The sequence below is a fragment of the Cereibacter sphaeroides 2.4.1 genome (assembly GCF_000012905.2).
Taxonomy (GTDB): domain Bacteria; phylum Pseudomonadota; class Alphaproteobacteria; order Rhodobacterales; family Rhodobacteraceae; genus Cereibacter_A; species Cereibacter_A sphaeroides.
On the sequence record NC_007494.2, the window covers coordinates 475078 to 497433 of the forward strand.

Below are 22356 nucleotides of genomic sequence, written 5' to 3' on the forward strand. Positions count from 1 at the left end.
TCTATCCGTTCTGGTGGGGGGAGGAGGGCTTGCCCGCCGCACGGCGCGCGGCGATCCACGGCCAGAGAAGCGACAGGAGCGACAGCCCGAGGAAAAGCAGGGTGATCGGCCCCGACAGGAAGGTCACGAGATCGTCGCCCGCCTGCAGCAGGCCGCGGCGCAGGTTCGATTCCAGCATCGGCCCGAGGATCAGCGCGATGCAGAGCGCGGCCTGGCTGAAGCCGAACTTGTGCATCCCCCAGCCGAGCACGCCGAAGCCCACCATCGTGTAGAGATCGACGGGGTTCAGGTTGATCGCATAGGCGCCGATGAAGCAGAAGACGATGATGGCGACGGCGAGGATGTGGCGCGGGATCATCAGGATCCGCGAGAAGACCGGGATCAGCGCCATGCCGAAGAGGAACATGAAGATCGTGGCGAGGAAGGTGCCGCCGAAGATGCCGACCACGACGTCGGGGTTGGTCTGGAAGAGCATGGGCCCGGGCGCGAGACCCTGGATCATCAGCCCGCCCATGAGCACCGCCGTCACCACGTCGCCCGGCACGCCGAGGGCCAGAAGCGGGATGAGCGCCGCGGCACAGACCGCATTGTTGGCGCTCTCGGTGGCGCAGATGCCAGGCGCATGGCCGGTGCCGAATTTCTCGGGCGTCTTCGAGGCGCGGCGCGCCTCGTTATAGGCGATCCACGAGGCCGTGCCCGATCCGGTGCCGGGAACGATCCCGATCAGCGTCCCGATGATCGAGCCGCGCACCAGCGCGCCGCGGCTCTCGCGCAGGTCGGCCCAGGCCGGCCAACGCCCGCCCACCTTCTGCACCTGCGCCCCGTCGCCCGCGCCGAGGCGCTCGAGCTGGGTGAAGACCTCCGAGAGGGCGAAGAGGCCGATGAGGGCCGGGGTGAAGGCGAAGCCCGAGGCGAAGCCCGAGACGCCGAAAGTGTAGCGCAGCATCCCGGTGATCGGATCGGCCCCCACACAGGAGATCAGGATGCCGAGCATCCCCGCGATCACGCCCTTCAGGATGTCGCCCGAGAGCGAGGCGATGATGGTGAGGCCGAAGAAGGCCAGAGCGAAATATTCCGCGGCGCCGAACTTCAGAGCGATGCCCGCGAGCTGCGGGGCCAGGGTGGCCAGCACCACGGCCGCAAAGAGCCCGCCCAGCGTCGAGGCGATGGTGGCGAGGCCGAGCGCCTTGCCCGCCTCGCCGCGCAGGGCCATCGGATAGCCGTCGAGAACCGTCGCCGCCGACGAGGGCGTGCCGGGCGTGCGCAGCAGGATCGCGCTGACGCAGCCGCCGTAGATGCCGCCGATATAGATGCCGATCAGCATGTTGAGGCCCATGACGGGGCTCATGCCGAAGGTGAGCGGGATGAGCAGCGCCACCCCCATCGTCGCGGTCAGCCCGGGGAGAGCGCCGATGATCAGCCCGCCCAGCGTGCCGAGCGCGATGGCGCCGAGGGTCGCGGGCTCGAAGAGCGGCAGAAGATAGCTGAGGGTTTCCATGGGCGCGTCCCGATCCGAGGCCGGGCTCCGGTCCTGTCACCGGAGCCCGGCGTTGGCCTGTCAGTTGTTCATGCCGGTCATGCCGAGCTCGTCGAGCGTCTTGAGCGCGACCTCGGCGTCCTTCTCGGCCCGTGCGGTGAAGGCCGCGCCGTCCTCGTAGGTGACGAACTCGCCCATTGCGGTCATCTTCTCGCGGAAGTCCGGATCCTCGGACGCGGCCTTCACCGCGGCCTTGAGCGGCGCCATCACCTCTTCGGGGATGCCCTTCGGCGCGATCACGCCCTTCCATGAGGACCAGGTGAAATCGACCCCCTTTTCCTTCGCCGTGGGCGTGTCGGGGAAGAGATCGATGCGCTCGTCCTCCATCACGAAGAGCGGCGTCATCTGCCCGGCCTCGGAGGCGGCGAGCGCCTCGGCCGGCGAGGCGACCATGGCCTGGATATGGCCGCCCACGCAGGCGGTCCGCGCGTCCGACGAGCCCGGATAGGGCACGCTCTCGATCTTGAGGCCCGCAGCCTTGCCGAAGGCCTCGGCCGAGATGTGGTTGGCCCCGCCCGCACCGGAATTGCCCACCTGGACGGGCTTGTCCCTCGCATAGGCCGCGAAGGCGTCGTAATCGGCGAAAGGTGCGCCGGCACAGGCCACGAAGACCTGCAGCGAGCGCCCGAAGAGACCCACGAACTCGACATCCGTCAGCGCATAGTCGGCCCCGCCCATGTGCGGCGCGATCGAGAGCGGCCCCTGCGCGCCGATGCCGAGCGTGTAGCCGTCGGGACGCGCATTGGCGACCGAGGAGGTGCCGATCGTGCCGCCGCCGCCGGGCTGGTTACGCACGACGACCGTCGCGCCCTCGAGATGGCGGGCAAGGCTCTCGGCCATCAGCCGCGCCGACAGGTCGGTGCTGCCGCCCGCCGAATAGGGCACGACGATCTGGATCGGGCGCTGCGGATAATCCGCCAGCGCAGGGGTCGCCGCGAGGGCCGCGAGCGCGCCCAGGATCATGGTTTTCTGCATAGTCTCCTCCGTATGGTCAGGTCGTGCGCAGGCGGTCAGGGAAGCCAGACCTGCAAGAGGCGCGTGAAGCCGAGGTAGACGCCGCCCGTCAGGGCCAGCGGAACGAGGATCAGCACCAGCGGCCGGCGCTCGTTGAAGAGCAGCAGGCCCAGAACGAATGTCACGAGCGTCGAGACGAGGTATCCCAGCGGCTCGAAGGCCGCGGCATAGGCCACGAGCAGAAGTGCCATCAGCCCCATCCGCACCAGCGTCCGCCGCGTCGGCAGCTCCACCGCGGATGAGCCGCGCAGGATCGAGCGCAGGATCAGGGCAATCGCCAGAAGCGACAGGCCGCCGATCATCAGCCACGGCACGAAGACGGGCCCGGCGATGGTGCCCGAGGCCACGGTGCGCACCAGAAGGGTGCGCCAGGCAACGAAGCCGCAGAAGGCCAGCAATCCGATACCGGCCCAGATGTCACTTCTGCTCGCACCCATGGACGCCTCCCTCGAAGTCTCCATCCCCGCCGAACCCTCGCCCGGGAGCCACGGGGAGTCAAGCATTTTGTAAACTTGTTATATACCAATCGGTTTCACTTGCTGAGCGAGGCCCCGGATAATCTGTTTTCGCATTGTTTTGGAATGATAATCACTCTGCAGCGCCAGACCGCCCTGCCCACAGGCCGGAACTATACAGGTTGACAAGTTGACGATCCCTCCCTTGAATGCCCCCGATCCGGGGCCTGCTCCCCGACCGAAACGAACAGACGCGGAGTGCTGCGATGGCGGACGACCTCACCCGACCGATTACCCTTCTTCGGCCTGCCGCCGTGCATTTCGGCGAAGGCAGCCTTGCCCGCCTGCCAGAGTGGGTGGCCGCGCGCGGCTTCCGCGCGCCCTTCGTCATCGCCGATGCGGTGAATGCGCAGCGGCTGGACCGGCTGGGGCTCGGATCGGTCGGCTGCTTCGGGACCGTCGTGCCCGAGCCCGACACCGCCAATCTGCAGGCCGCCGTCGCCGCGGCCGAAGGGGCCGACCTGATCGTGGGATTCGGCGGCGGCTCGGCCATGGACCTGGCCAAGCTCGTGGCGGTGCTCGTGGGAACCGGCCTCGCGCTTTCGGACATCTCCGGTCCCGGCCGGGCGCCGGCCCGGCGCGTGGGCCTCGTGCAGGTGCCGACCACCGCCGGGACCGGCTCGGAAGTGGGCACGCGCGCCCTCGTGACGGATCCCGCGAGCCTTGCCAAGATCGCGACCGAAAGCGCCGAGATGCTTGCCGACATGGCGATCGTGGACCCTGCGCTCACGCTCAGCGTGCCGCCCGCGGTCACGGCCGCAACCGGGGTCGACGCCATGGCCCATTGCGCCGAGGCCCTGACCTCGAAACGGGCGCATCCGCTGGTCGATGCCTATGCGCTGGAGGGGATCGCGCTCGTCGGCCGCTTCCTGCGTCGCGCGGTCGAGGACGGGCAGGATGTCGAAGCCCGGGCAGGCCTGTCGCTCGCGGCCTTCTACGGCGGCATCTGCCTCGGCCCCGTGAACACGACGGCGGGCCATGCGCTCTCCTATCCGCTCGGCACGCGCCACAAGCTGCCGCACGGGATCGCGAATGCGCTGATCTTCCCGCATGTGCTGGCGGCCAACGCCTCGGCCGCGCCGGAGAAGACGGCCCGGATCTGCGAGGCTCTGGGCTTTGCCGCGGGCGCCGAGGAGACGGTGCGGGCCGGTGCGCTCGCCTTCTGCGCCGGGCTCGGGCTCGACATGCGGCTGCGGGCACATGGCGTGCCGTCCGAGGATCTGCCGGTCATGGCAACGGAGGCGCATGGCATCCGCCGCCTGCTCGACTGGAACCCGCGCGATCTGAGCGTGGCCGAGATCGAGGCGATCTACCGCCGCGCCTACTGATCGGAGACCCCTCCGGTGCCCTGCGACGGGCGGATGCGCCGCTCCGCTCAGCCGCCGGCGCGGTGGCGGCCGATCGGCAGCATCATGGGCCGGCCGCTCACCGGATCGGGGAGCGTCCGGCAGGGCAGCCCGAAGACCGCCTGCACCATCTCTTCGGTCAGGACCGTCTCGGGCGGACCGCTGGCATGGATGCGGCCCCCGGCCATCGCCACCAGCGCGTCGGCATAGCGGGCGGCGAGGTTCAGGTCGTGCAGCACCATGACGATGGTGGTCCCCTGCGCGCGGTTCAGATCGGTGAGCAGGTCCAGCACCTCGACCTGATGGGCGATGTCGAGAAAGGTGGTGGGCTCGTCGAGGAGCAGGATCCCCGTCTCCTGCGCCAGCGCGACGGCGATCCAGACCCGCTGGCGCTGCCCGCCCGACAACTCGTCCACCGCGCGCTCGGCCAGATCCATGGTGCCCGTCGCCTCGAGCGCGGCGGCCACCGCCGCATCGTCGGCGGCGCTCCAGCGCGAGAAGAGCCCCTGATGCGGGTGGCGGCCGCGGCTCACCAGATCGAGCACGGTGATGCCGTCGGGCGCCAGCGGCGACTGCGGCAGGAGCCCCATCCGGCGGGCAAGCTCGCGCGGGGGGATGCGATGGACCGAGCGGCCGTCGAGCAGCACCTGCCCCTCGGCGGGCGAAAGGAGCCGCGACAGCGTCCGCAGTAGTGTGGACTTGCCGCAGGCATTCGCGCCGACGATGGCGGTGATCCGGCCGGGCGCCACCGCGAGATCGAGCCCGCGCAGCACTTGCCGGTCGCCGTAGCCAGCGGCAAGCTCGCTGACCACCAGCGCATTGTCGGTCATATGGTGCCTCCGGCCCGGTTCACCCGGACGATGAGATAGATGAGGTAAGGCGCGCCGAGGGCGCCAGTGACGATTCCGACCGGATAGCGGCCGGGCAGAAGCACCTGCCCTGCGAAATCGGCCAGAAGAACGAGAAGCGCGCCGATCAGCGCGGCCGGCAGCAGGATCGGCCGACCCGGCATGCCCAGACGCGCGGCGATGGGGCCTGCGAGGAAGGCCACGAAGGCGATGGGGCCCGCGACGGCGGTCGCCACCGCGATCAGCCCGACCACGCCCACGAGGATCAGAAGCCGCGTCCGCGCGATCCGCACGCCGAGCGCCGCCGCCTTGTCGTCGCCGAGCCGCAGGGCCTCGAGCTCGCGGCTCCGGCACAGGAGGAGGGTTCCGAACAGGGCGAGCGCCAGCAGGAGGGGCGGTGCGTCCGACAGCCGGGCGCCGTTCACGCTGCCTGTCATCCAGCGCAGCGCCTCCTGCAGGCTCCAGTCCGGGGCGCGCAGGAGGAGATAGGCGGTCACGCTCTGCAGCATGGCCGAGATCCCGATCCCCACGAGGATCAGCCGCGCGCCCGCCACCCCGTCCCGCCAGGCCAGGAGATAGATCGCAAGCGCGGTGGCGAGCCCGCAGAGGATGGCTGCGCCCGAGACGGCAGGCCCGCTCCAGCCCAGGACCACAATAGCGAAGACGGCGGCGGCCCCGCTGCCTGCCGAGATGCCGATGATGTCGGGGCTGGCCAGCGGGCTGCGGAGCAGGGTCTGGCAGGCGGCGCCGCCCAAGCCGAAGCAGAGGCCGGCCAGAAGGGACAGCACCGCGCGCGGCAGCCGCAGCCGCTCGACGGTGAAGGAGGCCCCCGGCACCTCCTGCCCGGCCAGCACGCGGAGCACGTCGAACGGCGCCACGGGCGTCGAGCCGACCGAGAGCGTCACCGCCACGGATGCGAGGATCAGGAGGACGAGGCCGAGCACGAGGGCTGCGCCCCGGCGCAGGCGACGGCGACGGTGGGCCGCGACCTCGGCGGCAAGGGAAGGTGCGGGGGTCACAGCTCGCGGATCCTTCGTTGCCGCACGATCCAGATGAAGACCGGTGCACCCACGAAGGCCGTGACGATGCCCACGTCGAGCTCTCCCGGACGGGCGAGGATCCGGCCCAGCACGTCGGCGAGCATCAGCAGAAGCGCGCCTCCCAGCGCCGCGAAGGGCAAGAGCCAGCGGTGATCGACGCCGCAGAGGAGGCGGCAGAGATGCGGCACGGCGAGGCCCACGAAGCCGATGGGGCCGCAGATCGCCGTGACGGCGCCGCAGAGGAGAACCGCCCCCGCCGCCGCGACGAGGCGGCTCCGCGCGACGGAGAGGCCGAGGCCCGCCGCTGCATCGTCGCCGAGGGCGAGGATGTTCAGGGTGCGCGCGGAGAGGAGGCTCAGCGCCAGCCCCGCGAGGAGGACGGGCAGGAGAGCGAGGATCGCGTCGGGCGTGGCCCCGCCCACGCCCCCCACCTGCCAGGCCTGCACGCTGCCCGCGATGTCGTTGCGCGGCAGCAGGATCGCCATAGTCAGCGAGGAAACCGCGATCGAGGTGGCAGCCCCGGCCAGCGCGAGCTTGAGCGGCGTGGCCCCGCCGCGCCCGAGCGACCCCATCGTGTAGACGAGCGCCGCCGCGCCGCTCGCGCCGAGGATCGCCGTGCCGAGATAGGCCGAAAGGGTCTCGATCCCGAACCAGGCCATGCCCACGACCACTGCCATGGCAGCACCTGCATTGACGCCGAGGATGCCCGGATCGGCGAGCGGGCTCCGCGTCACGCCCTGCATGACGGCGCCGGAAAGCCCCAGCGCCGCGCCCGCCAGCGCGGCGAGGATCGTGCGCGGCACCCGCACCGCCACCACCGCCTCGCCGATGGTGGCCGTGCGCCCGGCGAGCCCGCCCGCGATGTCCGCCCAGCCGACTTCGCGCGTCCCCACGCCCACCGAAAGCGCCGCCGCCACCGCCAGAGCCCCGAGGAGCAGGGCGAGCCCCGCCCAGCGGAGACGCGCCGGCCGCCGGAGCACGGGCGGCGCACCCGCCCTGCCCCATGTCGATGCGCGAGACAGCGGTGCGTCCGCACCGACCCGGCCCGGGCCGGAAGGCGGATCCCCGGCCGCATGTGCCAGGGCTGCGCGCGGGGCACGGGCCGAAGCTCCGCCCGCTGGAGCGTCAGGGCTGGGGAAGGGCCGGTTCATGGCACCCGGCGCGCGGCTTCGGCCAGCCGCCCGACATAATCCTCGAGCACCCAGGAGATCGAGAGCGGCGTCGGATTGGCGGCCGTGCCCACCGGATCGTTGCCGAGCAGCACGAGCGCCCCTTGCGACACCGCCTTCATCCGCGAGGTGAGCGGGTTCTCAGACACGCGCTCGCGCAGCGGCTCTCCGCCGTAGGTCACGAGAATGTCGACATCGTCGAACCGGTCGATCCGCTCGGCGCTGGCCTCGGCGGCATAGGTTCCGCCGGACGAGGCTTCGCGCACACTCTCGGGCGTCACCAGGCCCAGATCCTCGAAGAACTTCACCCGCGTGTCGGTCGCGGAATAGAAGCGGATCACGCTCAGATCGCGGATGTCGAGATGGGTGGCGAACATCGCCGTCCTGCCGCGGATCTCGGGATGGCGCGCGACCGTCTCGGCGATCTCGCCCTCGATGCGCCCGATGAGCGCCTCGCCCTCGGCGGCCATCCCCATCGCCGCGCCGTTCAGCCGGATCATCTCGCGCCAGTCGGTGGCCCAGGGCGCCTCGCGATAGGGCACCACCGGCGCGATCTCGCTCAGCGTCTCGTAATCGGCGCGGCTGAGGCCGGAATAGGCGGCGAGGATCACGTCGGGGGCGCTCGCCGCCACCGCCTCGAAGTCGATCCCGTCGCCCTCGTCGAAGAGCGGCGGCGCCTCGGCGGCCAGCTCCTCCAGCCGCTCGGCGACCCAGGGCAGCAGCCCGTCCCCGTCGTCGTCGCCGAAGTTGGCGCGGGCGAAGCCCACCGGCACCACGCCGAGGGCGAGCGGCACCTCGTGGTTGGCCCAGGCGACCGTGGCCACCCGGACGGGGCGCTCGGGGATCACGGTGCGGCCGAAGGCATGGTCGATGGCCAGCGGAAAGTCCTGTGCCGCTGCGGCGGGCGCGAGGGCCAGAAGCGCCAGGATGAGCGGGCGCAAGAGGATGGATGACATGTCGGACCTCCCTCGGGACGGAGCTGCGTTGGGCCGGCCTTTCCATCCCGACCCGCCTCCGTCAAGGCGCAGAGGGCCTGTTTTCAGGCACGAAATCGCCATGAGGGCGAAGTTTCCAGAGAATCCGACAAGAACAGTCGGAATCTACAATACAGCGGCCTCTCCGCTCCGCTAGGGCTGCCGCCGATCGCACCGGCCTCGTGAGGCCGGAGCGGTCCCTCGCGCCCGTGCCGGGCGCGGCGGCCCCCGGCGGTGCCGGGAGATCAGCCAGCGGATGGGGCAGCCCGTCGGGCCAGCGCGCAGAGACCCTCAACCAGTGGAACGCCCATGACCCCCCGACACGCGGACAGATCGCGCCTCCTCCTCCGTCATCCCTGCCTCAGGGCGCTCCTGCTCGGAGGGTCGGCACTGGTGGCCTTGCCCACGGTCCTCCGCGCCCAGGATGCGGCGGACGACGCGGCCGCGGGCGCCTTCCGCCTCTCGCCCATCATCGTGGATGCGGCCGCCGCGGCCGACGACGATGCCCGTTCGGTCGTGGCGCAGGAGCTCTGGGTCGGCGGCAAGGTCGCGACCAGCCTGCTCGACACGCCCGCCTCGGTGTCGGTCGTGACCCAGGCCGAGATCCGGGCGCGCGCCGCCACCACCACCGAGGAGGTGCTGCAATACTCCGCGGGCATCGTCACCGACTATTACGGCAGCGACGACCGCAACGACTATTTCCTCGTCCGCGGCTTTCAGGCCTCGACCTACCGCGACGGGCTGACGCTGGGCTCGATGCGCGGCGTGCGCGAGGAGCCCTATGCCTACGAGCGGATCGAGGTGCTGAAGGGCGCGAACTCGACCCTGTTCGGCGTCTCCGATCCGGGCGGCTCGGTGAATTTCGTGACCAAGGTGCCGCAGTTCACCCGCTTCGGCGAGGTCTACGGCCAGATCGGCACCAACGACCACAGGGAACTGGGCTTCGATCTGGGCGACGTGCTGAACGAGCAGGGGACGCTCGCCTACCGCTTCACCGGCAAGGTGAAGGACAGCGCGCTCGACTATGACACGTCGCGCGACGACGACGCTTTCCTGATGGGCGGTCTCACCTGGGCGCCGACCGAGGCCACCACGTTGACGCTGGTCTACGACCATCTGAAGCGCGACGGCACGCCGAACAGCGGCGGCTATCCGCTCGACCGCGAATACGATCGCGGCGACTTCTTCGGCGAGGCCGACTTCAACGATCATGATGTCGCGCGCGACACGCTGACGGCCATGCTGCGCCACGATTTCGGCGGCGGGCTGAGCCTGACCGCGAACCTGCGCTACAGCGACCTCGCCGACGATTTCGGCTATATCTACCTGTCGGATTCGGCCTCTCGCGTGGGCACCGAGCTCTCGCGCTTCTATTTCGGCACCGACAGCACGGCCGAAGAGCTGATCGGCAACGCCATCCTGCAATATGACACGAGCTTCGGCAGCACCGACAGCAGCACGCTGGTCGGGATCGAGTATCGCGACGCGGCGCTCTCCTCGGCGTCGTTCTACGGTGGGGCGGGCACCATCGACATCGCGACGGGGATCGCGACCGGCGTGCCCTCGAACCTCGCGCCCTACGAGACACGCAAGAGCGACTACACGACGAAGTCGGTGTTCCTGCAGCAGAACCTGTCCTTCGCCGACCGGCTGGTGGCGACCGTGGGCCTGCGGCACGACTGGCTCGACCTTAGGTCCCGCGGCACAGCTTCGGGCACGGCCTTCGACGACAGCGACGATTTCTCGGAGACCTCAGTCCGCGGTGCGCTGACCTACAAGGTCACCGACGAGGTCTCGGCCTATGCGAGCTATGTGGAATCGGTGGCGCCGCCCTCCATCGGGGTCGAGCCCGAGCGCGGCGAGCAATATGAGATCGGCGTGAAATACCAGCCCGCAGGCAGCCGGGCGCTCCTGTCGGCGGCGATCTTCGACCTGACCCGGCAGGACATGACGATCCCGGTCGTTCTCGGCGACGGCACCATCGTGCGCGAGGTGGTGGGCGAGACGCGCGTGCGCGGCTTCGAGATCGAGGGCAAGGCCGAGATCGCCGAGAACTGGGACGTGATCGCGGCCTATTCCTATCAGGATGCCGAGCTCACGCGGGCGGTGGTGCGCGGCACCGACGTGTCGGGCAACCAGTTCGCCAACGTGCCGAAGACCATGGCCTCGCTCTGGGTGAACTACACCCTGCCGGGACGGGCGCGCGGCGGCGATATGACCTTCGGCCTCGGCGCCCGCTACATCGGCAGCTATCAGTTCGCGGAAACGAACGCGACCGGCGAGAGCGACGCCACGACGCTCTTCGACGCGGCCTTCAGCTACGACATCGCCGAGAACACCGGCCTGTCCGTCAATGTGAGCAACCTCTTCGACGAGCAGCATGTCGTGGGTCGCGGCACGGCCGACTATTACAACCCGGGCCGCACCGTTACGGCCACGCTGCGCCGCACCTGGTGAGCCGCCGCGCGGGCCCTCCTCGGACCTGTGGCGACGGTCCCGCATCAGACCGGGCCGCCGCCTTGGTGGCTGCTGCGCGGACGGCCTCGGACCCGGGGCGGCGCTCCCGCCTCAGGCCCGGCGCGCCGCCCCGCTTTCGGGCGGCGCCGCGCAGAGCCGGGCGCGGCGCCAGGCGCCCGGCGGCTGGCCTGTCACCTGACGGAAGACGCGCGTCAGATGCGCCTGATCGCTGAAGCCCAAGCGGTCGGCGATCTCGGCCACGCTGAGGTTCTCCTCGAGAAGGGTCTGCGCCAGCTCGACCCTCTGGCGTAGCTGCCATTGCAGCGGCGTGACCCCGGTCGTGTCCCGGAAGAGCCGGGTGAACCAGCTCTCGGACAGGCCCACCACCTGCGCCATCTCGGCCACCGACTGGCCGCGCCCGCCCCCGCCCGGAAGGCGCGCTCGAGCTTGCGGATCTGGCCCTGCGTCAGCCGCGTGCGGCTCATGGCCTCCTCTCCCGACGCGAGATCCAGAAGCCCGGTGACAAGGCCCGCGGCCAGCGTCTCGGCATGGATCCGATGATGCGCAGGCGCGACCGTTTCCTCCACCAGAAGCTCCGCCAGTGTCAGAAGGGACCGCGTCGCCTCGCTCTCGACCGGACGGGCGAGGACATCGAGCGCGGCGGACCGGCCGAGGGCCGGGGTCAGCATCTTCAACAGCCGGTCGCGGTGCAGATGCAGGTCGAGATGGGCAAAGCTGTGGTCGCAGGTGAAATGGGTCCACATCGGCAGCCCGGCAGGCACATAGAGCACGCGCGGCAGCGCCCGGCCCAGATGCGCCCGGCCGCCGGAGTCGTTCGACAGCCGGATCGAGGAGACCTCGTCGAGAAAGACCATGATCCGCGGATGCTGCGAGAGATAGTAGCCCCGTCCGCCCCGGACGCCGCGGGCCTGCCAGAAGACGCTGGTCGCGCCCTCCATCCGGCGCCACCGCACCGGCGCGGTGCGATCGATCCCGTCCGTCTGTCCGATGAAGTCGCTGTGAAAGCTCATCCAGCTCCGGGCTCCCGGTCGAGGTGACATGAGGATGCTGGCTGGCAGGACGAGAGTGTCCGGATGGCTGCGCGGGCGCGAGGCCCCTGCGGGCCGGGCCAAGGCCGCCCCGCAGGAAACACCTGCCGCAAGAGGAGAGGTGAGGTCAAGCTGCCCGAAGGCCATCCGAGGGCGGCGCGCCCGCCTGAAGCCGCCCGATGGGGTGCCTTCCGCTTCGGGGGCCGCCCGCAAGGGGCGGGGTCCCCGCGGCCATACGGAGACCCCGGAGCTGCCGCTCCGGCCGCAAATCACCGAAGCCGCAGATCCTCCCTTCGGAAAGCTAAACCACATTCCCGTCTCCATAAAAAGATCATCATGCAATCGGCCTTGCAGAGGTCCGATGGTGGCCGCGCGTCCCTTTCCCTCAAGGCGCCCGCATCCGTCCTCCTGGTTGAAAAAGACCTTCACCCCGGGGTTGCGGCAGCACCCGGAGCCGCCGCAGCCCTGTCAGCGCCGCATGTTGGAGCGAATCGACAGCGCGCATCCAGCAGCCACTGGGAGGCCGTGCCTGCCCGACGCTCACCCCGCTTGGGAAGCGTCCGTGCCCTCTCGGCACGCCGAAAGCCCGCGGAGCTTCCGATGCGCCATGACTGCCCTTGCGACGGTCCGAGGTGCGGGAAAGGCTTGCGCCCGGCGGCGGAGGCGTCTCTGGTTGGGGCAACGGCAGATGGCTCTGCCTCCCGGCGCGGGCCGCGATCCCGCGCCTGGAACCCGTCAGATACCGCCGGCCCGTGTCCGGCCCCACCCGGAGGAGACCCCATGACCGACACGGCCGAGCTGCCCGTCAGCCGCTTTCCCGTTCCGCGCCTTTCGGATCTGCCCGACGACATCCGCAGCCGCATCGAGGCCGTCCAGGAGAAGTCGGGCTTCGTTCCCAACGTCTTCCTCACGCTCGCCCACCGCCCCGACGAGTTCCGCGCCTTCTTCGCCTACCACGATGCGCTGATGGACAGGCCCGGCGGCCTGAGCAAGGCCGAACGCGAGATGATCGTCGTGGCCACGTCGACCGCGAACCAGTGCCAGTACTGCGTGATCGCCCACGGGGCGATCCTGCGCATCCGGGCCAAGAACCCGCTCGTGGCCGATCAGGTGGCGATCAACTACCGCAAGGCCGACATCACCCCGCGCCAGAAGGCCATGCTCGATTTCGCCATGAAGGTCTCGACCCGGGCGCACGAGGTGGGAGAGACCGATTTCGATGCCCTGAAGCAGCAGGGATTCGAGGAGGAGGATATCTGGGACATCGCCGCGATCTCGGCCTTTTTCGGCATGTCGAACCGGCTGGCCAATGTCACCAGCATGCGTCCGAACGCCGAATTCTACGCGATGGGGCGCTGAGGAGGGCCTTGGACCACGAGCCGAGGCGGCCCGCCGCACGCTGAGCGCCTGGAGGTGCGGCGGCGGTTGCCGTTCTGTCAGACAGAGATCCGTTTACCGTTCGTTCAAGTTCCGCACGCAAGATTGCGGCCGGACCCTGACGCTGCCGGCCGCCGGAGGTGCAGGGGTCCGTTTCTGCCCGCGCACGTCTGCTGCTCAGTTCACTCGTTTGGTTCGGACCATGATGCTCTCCCTCAAGGCCAAGACGGCCCTCACTTTCGGCCTCGTATTGACGGGGGTTGCAATCACCGTGGCGCTTGCCATCGGCAGTCTCAACCAGGTGGCGGGAAATCTCACGCGGTTGACCCGGCTGGAGCTTCTGGCGCTCGAGGCTGCGCATGAGTTCGCCCTGTCGCAAAGCCGCGCCGAGACGCTGGTGGCCAGATACGGGCTGGCGCTCTCCCGGGGTGGCGAGCTCTCCGGTGTCGACCGTCACTTGCGACGGCTGGAAGAGGATCTGGCGAAAGCGCTCCACAGCCAGCGGCAGGCCGTGGCAGACCTGCAGGCGCATGTGACGTTGCAGGAAGACGTCGCAAGTATCGCGGTCCTTCAGAGCTACGGCTCGCTGGTGGAAGCCGCGTCGACGAAGAGCCTCCGCCGAGCGACGGCCGGCGATCCGGCGGGGGCTCAGGCGGCGCTGGCCGACCCGTCCCTCCTCATGGCCCGCGCCGCGGGGGAGCAGGCGCTTGCCGACATCACCCGCAGGCAGTGGGACACCGTGGGCCGAACCGCCGCCCGGACAGTGGATCTGGCCACGCGCCGAGGATGGATCATGCTGACCGTCGTCGTCAGCGCCTGCGCCACCGCCGGCACACTCGCGGTCTGGATCGTGCTCTCGATCGGGCGGGGCTTGTCCAGCGCGCTGGCGCTGTCGAGCCGTCTGGCCGAGGGCGATCTCAGCGCCACCGTCCCCATCACCGGACGGGACGGAATGGCCCACCTCCTGCAGTCGAACAACGAGGTGGTGCTTCAGCTGCGCACCGTCGTCGAGGCCGTGACCGCCTCGTCTGGCGCCCTCACGGGCCTGAGCGCCCGGGTTGCGGCCACGTCCGAGCAGATGTCGGTGAATGCCATGGAGCAGATCTCGGCCACGGGCGAGGCCGCTTCCGCGGTCACGGGCATCCAGAGCAGCCTCGAGCAGTCGGTCGAGCGCGCCGCCGCCTGCGAAAGCGTGGCGGCGCGCGCCGCGCAGGATGCGCGCGCCTCGGAGAAGGTCGTTGGAGAGGCGCTCCGCTCCATGAAGAAGATCGCGGAACATATTCTCGTCATGCAGGAAATCGCGCGGCAGACCGATCTTCTCGCCCTGAATGCGGCGGTGGAGGCCGCCCGCGCGGGCGAGCGGGGCCTGGGCTTTGCAGTCGTGGCCAGCGAGGTCAGAAAGCTCGCCGAGCGCAGCCAGGACGCGGCCAAGGAAGTCTCGACCCTCTCCCACTCGACGTCGCAGGCGGCCGTGGCGGCGGGCGATATCATCGGGCGCCTCATCCCGGATATCGAACTCACCTCCACGCTCGCGACCGAGATTGCATCCGTGGCACGGGATCTGAGCGGCGAGATCCGCTCGGTGACCGGTTCGATCGACACGCTCGACACGCTCAGCAAGCAGAATTCCTCCGTATCGGACGAACTCTGGAACGGCTCTGCCGAGCTCTCAGGCCAGGCGGAGATCCTCGCAAACGCGATCCGCTACTTCGACGCATCGGACAGGAGCGGGCCTTCGGACGAGCCCGAGGAGGGGCTGCAGGCCGCGGCAGCATGAAGACCGTCCGGCGCCCCGGCGTCCGGAGGCCTATCCGCAGCAGCGAACACGGAAACGATGGCAAGGGAATGGATCCAGCGTCAGCACACACCACTGCCGAGGCCCCAGGCGCGACCGCCGCCTCTGCCTGCCGGTCCGGGCCCCTGGAGTTCGGCCAGCAGTCCTTCCCGCGCGAGGGTGCGGCGCCGCTCCGCGCCTCGTGCCGACCGGTCAGCAGGCGCAGCGCTCCCGTTCCCGGACAGCCCGATCTTTTCATCGACCTCTGGCTGCGCAAGAGGGGCGGCTTCGTGATCGCCCACAGCCTGCTCGGCGGATGCGGGACGGGAAAGACGGCAACGGGCGCAGGAGACCTCGAGGAAGCCATGTCCGTGATCGAGGCCTATTGCCGGACGCTCTCGACCGCGCCCGCCGGCCATCCACCCGGCCCGAAGGCCTGCGCGTCGGATCTGGCGGAGGCGATCATCGAACTTGCGCGCTTCCGCGACCGACGGCGGATCTTCCTCGGTCTGGCCGGGGAGGCTCTCGACGATTGGCAGGCCTGTCCCGCCTGCCGGCCGCACGCTCCATCTTGAAGAGGACTTCCATGGACGAGCCGAACCACTTCAGGCACCGCAGCAGCAGCGTCCGGGCGAATGCCCGCGCGCAGCTGGCAGAAATCAGGCGCAAGAGGCTTGCGCGGCGCACGGAGGCCGCCTCCACAGGCGGTTCAGGCGAAGCAGCCGGCTCGTCCGCACCCCAGAACGGCCCCCTGCCCGATCTTCCTCCCGAAGAGGCGGGAACGTCCGGGGCTCGGCATGCTCGGGCGGGTGCGGGGCACGCCCCTCTCCCGGGAGGGCCTGACGTTCAAGAGGACACCGTGACCTCCTCCCCGAAATCTGCGGCCACCGGCTCCCCATCGCCCCTCAAGGCCGCATGCACCGCCGGAGCCGGCCCGACCGCGGCGGACAGCGATCTCTTCGCGCTTCCGGGCGCGGGCGTCGGTCTTGTCTGGATGCTGAACAGGGCCGGCGTCCGGAGCCTGCGAGATCTTGCGGATGCCGACGGGCCTCAGCTCACGCGCGATCTCGGCCTCATCGGTCAGATCATGGATGTCGGGGACTGGATCGTCTTCGCGCGCAAGGCCTGCGAGCGGCCCGATGTCGCCCCATGACGCGTGCCAAGGGGGCAGGCTTGACATCATCATGTGCGAAAAGCGCCAGGCAGACGTCAGGGCAATCGTGCCGTCAGCGGAAAGCCTTGCCGTCCGGGGATCAAGGTCCTGCGCATCAGCGCAGCGCTTGCCGCTCCCGCCTGCCGCTCCAAGCGACCGGGACAGAGCCAGCGCCCGCGAGAGAGGGCCGTCAGTCAATCGCGATCCAGACCGGAGCGTGATCGCTCGCCTTCTCCCAGCCGCGGACATGCCGGTCGACCCCCGCCCCCTTCAGACGGGTCAGAAGGGACGGGCTCAGCAGCAGATGGTCGAGCCGCAGACCGGCGTCCCGCTCCCACGCATTTCGGAGATAGTCCCAGAACGTATAGATCCGATCCTCGGGATACAGATGCCGGATGCTATCTGTCCAACCCTGCGCGAGAAGCCGGGCAAAGGCTGCCCGCACCTCAGGGCGGCACAGCGCGTCCTCGCGCCAGCGCTCGGGACGATGGACGTCGAGATCGGTCGGCATCACGTTGAAGTCTCCGGCGAGAACGACCGGCACGTCGTGGCGCAGAACCTCCTCGGCATGATTGAGAAGATGGTCGAACCACGCGAGCTTGGCGGCAAACTTCGGGCCCGGGGCCGGATTGCCGTTCGGCAGATAGAGGCAGCCCACGAGAACGCCCTCCACCGCCGCCTCGATATAGCGGCTTTCACCGTCCTGCACGCCCGGCAGATCCTGCCGCGTCTGCACCGGCTCGGCGCCGCGCGCGAGGATCGCCACGCCGTTCCAGCTCTTCTGCCCGTGCCACACCGCTCCGTAACCCGCAGCTTCCAGCGCGGCGGCCGGAAAGCGCGCGGAGGCCGCCTTCAACTCCTGCAGGCAGACGACGTCGGGGCGCGCCTCCTCGAGCCAGCGCAGCAGCACCGGAAGCCGGCCGTTCACCCCGTTCACGTTGAAGGTCGCGATCCTCATGTTCCGGATGTAGCTTCCGCCGGACGGGAGTCCGCAGGAAAATGCGCTCCAGTCCGGGCATCCGCATCGCGGCAGGATGTGGCGGGGCGGGCTGTGCGCGGCCGGTTGATCCTGCCGGGGCGGATGGGTCAGGATGGGCGTCGGTCGGCGAAGTGCGGGCCGCGGCAGGCAGGGAGGGTGGAATGCGCAGCCTCATCGTCGGGGCCTCCGGCGGGATCGGAGCCGCGCTGCTTGCCGCCTGCGGCGAGGGGGCGGTGGGCCTGTCGCGGCGGGACCACGGCCTCGATGTGGCGGACGAAGCCGCGGTCGAACGGCTGCTCGCCGCCCTCGATTCGCCCTTTGACCGGGTGATCGTGGCCACGGGTGCGCTGGAGATCGGCGGCGTGGCTCCTGAAAAGACCCTGCGCGCGCTCGACCCGGCAAATCTTGCGCGGCACTTCGCCCTCAATGCGATCGGCCCGGCGCTGGTGCTGAAGCACGCCCTGCGCCTGCTGCCGCGCGATCGGCCTGTGCGGTTCGCGGCACTCTCGGCGCGGGTGGGCTCCATCGGCGACAACCGGCTGGGCGGCTGGTTCGCCTATCGCGCGGCCAAGGCGGCGCTGAACCAGATCGTCCATACCGCCGCGATCGAGATCGCGCGCAGCCATCCGCAGGCGGTGGTGGTGGCGCTTCATCCGGGCACGGTCGAAACCGGCCTGACGGCGCGCTACAGCGCGACCCATCCTGTCGTGACGCCCCAGCGCGCGGCGCTCAACCTGCTCTCGACGCTCGACGCGCTCGGGCCGGAGGAGTCTGGCGGCTTCTTTGACGCCACCGGAGCACGGATCCCATGGTAGCCGTCTGTTCAGGTTCCAGAAGGGCCGCGGCTCTTGCGGGGCAGCGCCCGATGTGAGCGCCGGATTGATGAGCCGTCTGCCTGCCGCTCGCCCGTGCCGACCTTCCCGGTCCGCCACTGCTCCGGCGGCTTCCTGTCGACGGGCCCGCGCGGGGCGCCTCACCGTCTCCGCGGGCGGCCGGGACCCGGCAACCGCTGTTCAAGCAGTTATCCGTGACCCCACGGGCTGCGCATCCCGTCCGGCGGAGGCCGACAGGACCTGAGCCTGCCCGCCCCCTGTCCCTGCGCTCGGGCAGCCGGGCGGTCTCTTCGACCCGGCCCTAGCCGCCAAAGCCGCGCGAGGCGCCGGTGCTGCCGAAGCCGCCGCGCGAGGCGGGGCTCGCGACAGACATCGGCGGCTTGCCGATGGTGGAGGGCGGCCGGGCAAAGGTGCTGGTGCCGAGGCGCGCCGAGCCCGTGTTGCTGGAATAGGTGCTCGTGCGGGCGGCATTTGTGAACTTGCCGTCCGCGGTGCGGTAGAGGGGCTGCGCGGAAGCCACGCCCCGGCCGCTGAGCATGCTGCCGATCAGATAGCCGGTGAGCAGCGGCATGAAGATGCCGCCCATCCCGCTGCCGCCCGTCACCTCGCTCTCGCTGCCGCAGCCGCCCGCGCCATGTTCCGCCTCGCAGGCGGCGACGCTGTCGTAGCGGGGCGCGGATTCGACATGGAGCTGCTGCGCCTCGGCAAAGGATTTGTCGCATTCCTCGACGCTGAAGAGCCCGCCGTTGCTCGCCGCGGCGCGGCAGCTCTCGACATCGGGGAAGGCCTGGGCCTCGACCTCCTCCTCGCGGCAGCCGGCCAGCGCGAAGGAGGCGGCGCCGAGGATGACGAGGGCAACGGTGCGCGAGCGGCGTCTCATGCTTTCTCCTCCCGGACGAAATGCGGCTTGAACCGCGACAGATCCTGCGTGATGCGCGAGCGATCCTCGCGCAGCCCCATGCCCACGCAGGTCTCGCCCACGATCCAGGCGCCGACGACGGGGCGGAAGCCGCCGAAGACCGGCAGGGGATGATAGGCCTGAACGATCCGCGGATGCCCGGCATAATCGTCGCGGGGCGAGGCCTCGGTGACCTGCCCCTCCTCGAGGATCGAAATCGAGGCGCCCTCGCGCGAGAAGAGCGGCTTGAGGACATGGCCCCGCCGCAGCGTCTCTGCCGCGCGGTCGACCGCCGGTCCGCCCGCCGCGACCTCGGCCTCGAAGAAGGCCGGCAGCAGGTTCGGATGGCCTTCGAACATCTGCCAGAGCACCGGCAGCAGGCCCTTGTTCGACAGGACCGCCTTCCAGGCGGGCTCCAGCATCAGGCAGTTCGAGCTGCGGATGTGGCGCGCATAATCGTCGCGCAGCAGGTCTTCCCAGGGGTAGAGCTTGAACAGCGTCCCGATCACCCGGTTGTCGGCATCGAGGAACTGGCCCTCCCGACTGAGCCCGATTTTCTCGAGATCGGAATAATGCGCGCCGAGGCCGGCGGCGCGGGCGGCCCAGCCCATGCATTCGACCGTGGCATAATCCTCGGGATTGCCGCCCACGGCGGTGAAATGCAGATCGGTGTCGGGCGGGAAGAGGCTGCGGAAGCGCTCGACCAGGGCTTCGTGGATGCCGTTGAACTGGTCCGATCGCGCGGGGAGCACGCCCGCCTCGATCTGGTCCTGCAGCCAGCTCCACTGGAACGAGGCGCTTTCATAGAGCGAGGTCGGCGTGTCGGCGTTGTATTCGAGGAGCTTCGACGGCCCCTGCCCGTCATGGGCCAGATCGAACCGGCCATAGATCTCGGGATCGCCGCGCTGCCAGCTTTCCGCGATCAGGTCGCGATGCTCCGCCGGAATGGCCAGCCGGTCGAGCAGCTCCTCGCTGCCGATGATGTGGCCCGCCGCCTCGCGGCACATCGCGTGGAGCGCCGTCGCGGGATCCTCGATCATCTCCTCGACCTCGGCCAGGCCGAAGCCGTAGGCCGACGTCTCATCCCAATAGGGCTCGCCGTGCATGTCGGCGAAGGTGAAGCCGAGTTCCTCGGCGCGGTCGCGCCAGCCGGGGCGCTCGGGCAGGTCGATCCTCTCCATGACCCCTCACCTATGCGTTCGCGCGCCCCGGCGCCAGTGGCTGCGGTGGCATTCCCGGCCGCGACGAGAGGTGCCGGATCGGCCGCCCCGCGTGGAGGGAGGCCGGCGGCATGGCGCGCATCGCCCGAGGCGCGGTAGAGGGAATCGGTTTGCACGCTTTCAAGTTGTGTTACCATCGCCTCATTCGAGCAGATGGCCGCCTTATTCATCCGGCCAAAGACCCCTCTTGCGAACGCTACGCTGACACGAAGCCAATGGGCGGCCCCTGCCGCCCCATCGCATGGTCATTTTCATTTGGAGTATTGCCGATGCTGTTCAAGCTGGGCCACGGCCAGAACATTCGTATCTATCCGCGCAGCAGAAGCCTCCGGGGGGGCGGGTGACACCGCCACCGACAGCGTCCCCATCGACACGGTCTGCGCGGAAGCCTCGGACGAGGCGGACCCGCACGGCATGAGGCCCGCCTATCCGCTTCCCAACCCCGACCCGCAACCCTCTCCTGGGCTCGAGCCGCGCGAGGTATTCCGCTTCTACTTCCGCAATGCCCCCGAGGTGGCGGCCGATCCCGAGATCGAGGGCAGGATCCTCGCGCTGGCCGACGCCATGGCCGAGGCGAGCCTGACCCAGGCCGATCCCGAAGGAGAGTCCAGCATTCCGGCGGTCTTCACCTACTTCGGCCAGTTCATCGACCACGACATCACGGCCAATACCGACCGCGACGAGCCCGGCTTCGACATCGACCGGGCCGGCATCGACCCGCAGCCGCGCGATCTGGTGGAAAAGGAGAAGCTGAACCTGCGCAACGGCCGGCTGAACCTCGACAGCCTCTACGGGGACGGCCCCGGCCAGTCGCCCGCGGCGGCGAAGATGGAAGCGGCGATGCGCGACCCCGCCGATCCCGCCAAGATGCGCCTCGGGCCGGTGCAGCCGGTCAGCAACGGATCGCCGGGCTTCATCCGGCCGGATCTGCCCACGGACAACCTGGCCGACATCCCCCGGATCGGCGCCGCCATCGACGACGGCAGCCTGACACTGGAGGAGGCCCGCGAACTGATCGGCGAGGCCGACGACGCCAAGCTGCGCCTCTCCGCGCTGATCGGCGACGGGCGCAACGACGAGAACCTGATCGTGGCCCAGCTGCACCACAGCTTCCTGCGGCTGCACAATGCGCTGGTGGACAAGCTCCGGGCCGACGGCGCGGCCGCGGGCGACGACGCGCTCTTCGCTCTGGCGCGGCAGCACACGACCTGGATCTACCAGTGGATGGTGGTGAACCTCTTCCTGAAGGCGGTCTGCGACCCCTCCGTCGTGGAGGATGTGCTCGAGAAGCGCGCCCCGCTCTACCGGGGCTTCTTCGAGGCGCACAAGGCCTCGGTGCCCGAGGGAGCCCTGCCGATGCCGCTCGAGTTCAGCGTGGCGGCCTTCCGCTACGGCCATTCGATGGTGCGGGGCGACTACGACTACAACCGCAGCTTCGGCGTGGCGGCCGACGGCACGCCGCAGACCCGCGCCAGCTTCGAGCAGCTCTTCGCCTTCACCGGCGGGGGCAACATGTCGGGCTTCGGGCTGACCTCGCTGCCCGACAACTGGATCATCGAGTGGGATCGGTTCATCCGCGCCGATGGCCCGCCCGGACGGACGGCCCGCAAGATCGACAGCCGGCTCGCGCTGCCCTTGAAGGAGATGCGCAACCCCGCCCCGGGCGTCAGCGGGATCATGCGCCATCTGGCGGCGCGCAACCTGCGCCGGGGCTATGTGTTCAATCTTCCCGACGCGCAGGCCATCCTTTCCGAACTGGCCTATCAGGGCACGCGGATCGAACCGCTCACGGCGGATGAGATCGCCTCGGGCGCGACCGGTGCCGCGATCCGCGACGGCGGCTTCGACAGCTCGACGCCTCTGTGGTTCTACGTCCTGAAAGAGGCGGAGGTGAGGGCCGAGGGCAACCATCTCGGCCCGCTCGGCAGCCGTCTGGTGGCCGAGACGCTGATCGGCCTCCTCGTGACCGATCCGTCGAGCTACCTCCAGCAGGGAGCCTTCGGCAGCTGGACACCGGACGAGGCGGCGCAGCCGAAGGGCGAGCCGATCACGAGCTTTGCCGCCATGCTCGTGGCCTGCGGCCTGCTCGCGCCCGTGCCTGCGGCGCCGGCGGCGCCCCAGCCGGCCGCCACGTTCTGAGGCCCGGCCGTGGCGCCGGAAGGCGCCACGGCCC

The 22356-nt window shown here is 69.9% G+C and carries 19 protein-coding genes; 8 read left to right on the forward strand and 11 right to left on the reverse strand.

Annotated features, from left to right (window positions below; all coding sequences use genetic code 11):
• Position 1 precedes the first annotated feature (1 nt).
• The 3 genes from RSP_RS17695 to RSP_RS17705 are packed head-to-tail and all read right to left on the reverse strand — an operon-like array spanning position 2 to position 2988.
• Entirely contained in the window at positions 2-1498 is a 1497-nt protein-coding gene (locus tag RSP_RS17695; protein WP_002724194.1) for a tripartite tricarboxylate transporter permease, read from the reverse strand.
• A 60-nt stretch (positions 1499-1558) separates the two neighbouring features.
• Positions 1559-2512: a Bug family tripartite tricarboxylate transporter substrate binding protein gene (locus RSP_RS17700; RefSeq protein ID WP_011339285.1), complete on the reverse strand. Its 954-nt coding sequence runs from the start codon at positions 2510-2512 to the stop codon at positions 1559-1561.
• A 35-nt stretch (positions 2513-2547) separates the two neighbouring features.
• Positions 2548-2988 carry a tripartite tricarboxylate transporter TctB family protein gene (locus RSP_RS17705; RefSeq protein WP_011339286.1) on the reverse strand — a complete coding sequence of 147 codons (441 nt, stop codon included), beginning with the start codon at positions 2986-2988 and terminating at the stop codon, positions 2548-2550.
• 284 nt (positions 2989-3272) lie between these two features.
• Here RSP_RS17705 and RSP_RS17710 point away from each other — a divergent pair, with 284 nt between their 5' ends.
• Complete coding sequence (locus RSP_RS17710; protein ID WP_017140377.1) at positions 3273-4394, forward strand: iron-containing alcohol dehydrogenase; 1122 nt, start codon at positions 3273-3275, stop codon at positions 4392-4394.
• A 47-nt stretch (positions 4395-4441) separates the two neighbouring features.
• On the opposite strand, the gene RSP_RS17715 is transcribed toward RSP_RS17710, so the two are convergent.
• The 4 genes from RSP_RS17715 to RSP_RS17730 are packed head-to-tail and all read right to left on the reverse strand — an operon-like array spanning position 4442 to position 8425.
• The gene (locus RSP_RS17715; protein ID WP_011339288.1) at positions 4442-5242 is read right to left on the reverse strand and encodes an ABC transporter ATP-binding protein; all 801 of its coding nucleotides are present in this window, start codon (positions 5240-5242) and stop codon (positions 4442-4444) included.
• Entirely contained in the window at positions 5239-6279 is a 1041-nt protein-coding gene (locus tag RSP_RS17720; protein ID WP_011339289.1) for a FecCD family ABC transporter permease, read from the reverse strand. Before RSP_RS17720 ends, RSP_RS17715 begins: the two co-directional genes overlap by 4 nt.
• Entirely contained in the window at positions 6276-7451 is a 1176-nt protein-coding gene (locus RSP_RS17725; RefSeq protein WP_017140378.1) for a FecCD family ABC transporter permease, read from the reverse strand. The genes RSP_RS17720 and RSP_RS17725 overlap by 4 nt, the downstream gene beginning before the upstream one ends.
• Positions 7448-8425 carry an iron-siderophore ABC transporter substrate-binding protein gene (locus RSP_RS17730; RefSeq protein ID WP_011339291.1) on the reverse strand — a complete coding sequence of 326 codons (978 nt, stop codon included), beginning with the start codon at positions 8423-8425 and terminating at the stop codon, positions 7448-7450. The genes RSP_RS17725 and RSP_RS17730 overlap by 4 nt, the downstream gene beginning before the upstream one ends.
• A gap of 327 nt (positions 8426-8752) precedes the next feature.
• Between RSP_RS17730 and RSP_RS17735 the strand changes: the two genes are divergently transcribed.
• A complete protein-coding gene (locus tag RSP_RS17735; RefSeq protein ID WP_011339292.1) occupies positions 8753-10900 on the forward strand; it encodes a TonB-dependent siderophore receptor in 2148 nt (715 codons plus the stop codon).
• Positions 10901-11011: 111 nt separating this feature from the next.
• Here the strand turns inward: RSP_RS17735 and RSP_RS22685 are convergent, their stop codons facing one another.
• Positions 11012-11296, reverse strand: coding sequence for a helix-turn-helix domain-containing protein (locus tag RSP_RS22685; protein WP_235896928.1), 285 nt, complete (start codon positions 11294-11296; stop codon positions 11012-11014).
• A 1433-nt stretch (positions 11297-12729) separates the two neighbouring features.
• Between RSP_RS22685 and RSP_RS17745 the strand changes: the two genes are divergently transcribed.
• The 4 genes from RSP_RS17745 (at position 12730) to RSP_RS17760 (ending at position 16253) form a co-directional block, all read left to right on the forward strand.
• The gene (locus tag RSP_RS17745) at positions 12730-13308 is read left to right on the forward strand and encodes a peroxidase-related enzyme (protein ID WP_011339294.1); all 579 of its coding nucleotides are present in this window, start codon (positions 12730-12732) and stop codon (positions 13306-13308) included.
• A 220-nt stretch (positions 13309-13528) separates the two neighbouring features.
• Positions 13529-15103 (forward strand): methyl-accepting chemotaxis protein, encoded by a 1575-nt coding sequence (locus RSP_RS17750; RefSeq protein WP_011339295.1) that lies wholly within the window; start codon positions 13529-13531, stop codon positions 15101-15103.
• The gene (locus RSP_RS22465; RefSeq protein ID WP_011339296.1) at positions 15100-15675 is read left to right on the forward strand and encodes a hypothetical protein; all 576 of its coding nucleotides are present in this window, start codon (positions 15100-15102) and stop codon (positions 15673-15675) included. Before RSP_RS17750 ends, RSP_RS22465 begins: the two co-directional genes overlap by 4 nt.
• Positions 15676-15959: 284 nt before the next feature.
• Positions 15960-16253: a hypothetical protein gene (locus RSP_RS17760; RefSeq protein ID WP_017140380.1), complete on the forward strand. Its 294-nt coding sequence runs from the start codon at positions 15960-15962 to the stop codon at positions 16251-16253.
• Positions 16254-16443: 190 nt separating this feature from the next.
• Here the strand turns inward: RSP_RS17760 and xth are convergent, their stop codons facing one another.
• A complete protein-coding gene (gene xth, locus RSP_RS17765; protein ID WP_011339298.1) occupies positions 16444-17211 on the reverse strand; it encodes an exodeoxyribonuclease III in 768 nt (255 codons plus the stop codon).
• 182 nt (positions 17212-17393) lie between these two features.
• Here xth and RSP_RS17770 point away from each other — a divergent pair, with 182 nt between their 5' ends.
• On the forward strand, positions 17394-18047 hold the full coding sequence (locus RSP_RS17770) for an SDR family oxidoreductase (RefSeq protein ID WP_017140381.1): 654 nt from the start codon (positions 17394-17396) through the stop codon (positions 18045-18047).
• 319 nt (positions 18048-18366) lie between these two features.
• Here the strand turns inward: RSP_RS17770 and RSP_RS17775 are convergent, their stop codons facing one another.
• Together RSP_RS17775 and RSP_RS17780 are read right to left on the reverse strand one after the other, a co-directional pair.
• Positions 18367-18945 carry a DUF1190 domain-containing protein gene (locus RSP_RS17775; protein WP_011339300.1) on the reverse strand — a complete coding sequence of 193 codons (579 nt, stop codon included), beginning with the start codon at positions 18943-18945 and terminating at the stop codon, positions 18367-18369.
• Positions 18942-20144 (reverse strand): glutathionylspermidine synthase family protein, encoded by a 1203-nt coding sequence (locus RSP_RS17780; RefSeq protein WP_011339301.1) that lies wholly within the window; start codon positions 20142-20144, stop codon positions 18942-18944. The genes RSP_RS17775 and RSP_RS17780 overlap by 4 nt, the downstream gene beginning before the upstream one ends.
• Before the next feature lie 453 nt (positions 20145-20597).
• On the opposite strand from RSP_RS17780, the gene RSP_RS17785 reads away from it, so the two are divergent.
• Positions 20598-22322 (forward strand): peroxidase family protein, encoded by a 1725-nt coding sequence (locus tag RSP_RS17785; protein WP_011339302.1) that lies wholly within the window; start codon positions 20598-20600, stop codon positions 22320-22322.
• Positions 22323-22356: the final 34 nt, after the last annotated feature.

Bases quoted from the DNA above. Each gene is read 5' to 3' on its own strand.
- RSP_RS17695 (WP_002724194.1), bottom strand. From the start codon at position 1,498: ATGGAAACCCTCAGCTATCTTCTGCCGCTCTTCGAGCCCGCGACCCTC.
- RSP_RS17700 (WP_011339285.1), bottom strand. From the start codon at position 2,512: ATGCAGAAAACCATGATCCTGGGCGCGCTCGCGGCCCTCGCGGCGACC.
- RSP_RS17705 (WP_011339286.1), bottom strand. From the start codon at position 2,988: ATGGGTGCGAGCAGAAGTGACATCTGGGCCGGTATCGGATTGCTGGCC.
- RSP_RS17710 (WP_017140377.1), top strand. From the start codon at position 3,273: ATGGCGGACGACCTCACCCGACCGATTACCCTTCTTCGGCCTGCCGCC.
- RSP_RS17715 (WP_011339288.1), bottom strand. From the start codon at position 5,242: ATGACCGACAATGCGCTGGTGGTCAGCGAGCTTGCCGCTGGCTACGGC.
- RSP_RS17725 (WP_017140378.1), bottom strand. From the start codon at position 7,451: ATGAACCGGCCCTTCCCCAGCCCTGACGCTCCAGCGGGCGGAGCTTCG.
- RSP_RS17730 (WP_011339291.1), bottom strand. From the start codon at position 8,425: ATGTCATCCATCCTCTTGCGCCCGCTCATCCTGGCGCTTCTGGCCCTC.
- RSP_RS17735 (WP_011339292.1), top strand. From the start codon at position 8,753: ATGACCCCCCGACACGCGGACAGATCGCGCCTCCTCCTCCGTCATCCC.
- RSP_RS22685 (WP_235896928.1), bottom strand. From the start codon at position 11,296: ATGGCGCAGGTGGTGGGCCTGTCCGAGAGCTGGTTCACCCGGCTCTTC.
- RSP_RS17745 (WP_011339294.1), top strand. From the start codon at position 12,730: ATGACCGACACGGCCGAGCTGCCCGTCAGCCGCTTTCCCGTTCCGCGC.
- RSP_RS17750 (WP_011339295.1), top strand. From the start codon at position 13,529: ATGATGCTCTCCCTCAAGGCCAAGACGGCCCTCACTTTCGGCCTCGTA.
- RSP_RS22465 (WP_011339296.1), top strand. From the start codon at position 15,100: ATGAAGACCGTCCGGCGCCCCGGCGTCCGGAGGCCTATCCGCAGCAGC.
- xth (WP_011339298.1), bottom strand. From the start codon at position 17,211: ATGAGGATCGCGACCTTCAACGTGAACGGGGTGAACGGCCGGCTTCCG.
- RSP_RS17770 (WP_017140381.1), top strand. From the start codon at position 17,394: ATGCGCAGCCTCATCGTCGGGGCCTCCGGCGGGATCGGAGCCGCGCTG.
- RSP_RS17775 (WP_011339300.1), bottom strand. From the start codon at position 18,945: ATGAGACGCCGCTCGCGCACCGTTGCCCTCGTCATCCTCGGCGCCGCC.
- RSP_RS17780 (WP_011339301.1), bottom strand. From the start codon at position 20,144: ATGGAGAGGATCGACCTGCCCGAGCGCCCCGGCTGGCGCGACCGCGCC.
- RSP_RS17785 (WP_011339302.1), top strand. From the start codon at position 20,598: ATGAGGCCCGCCTATCCGCTTCCCAACCCCGACCCGCAACCCTCTCCT.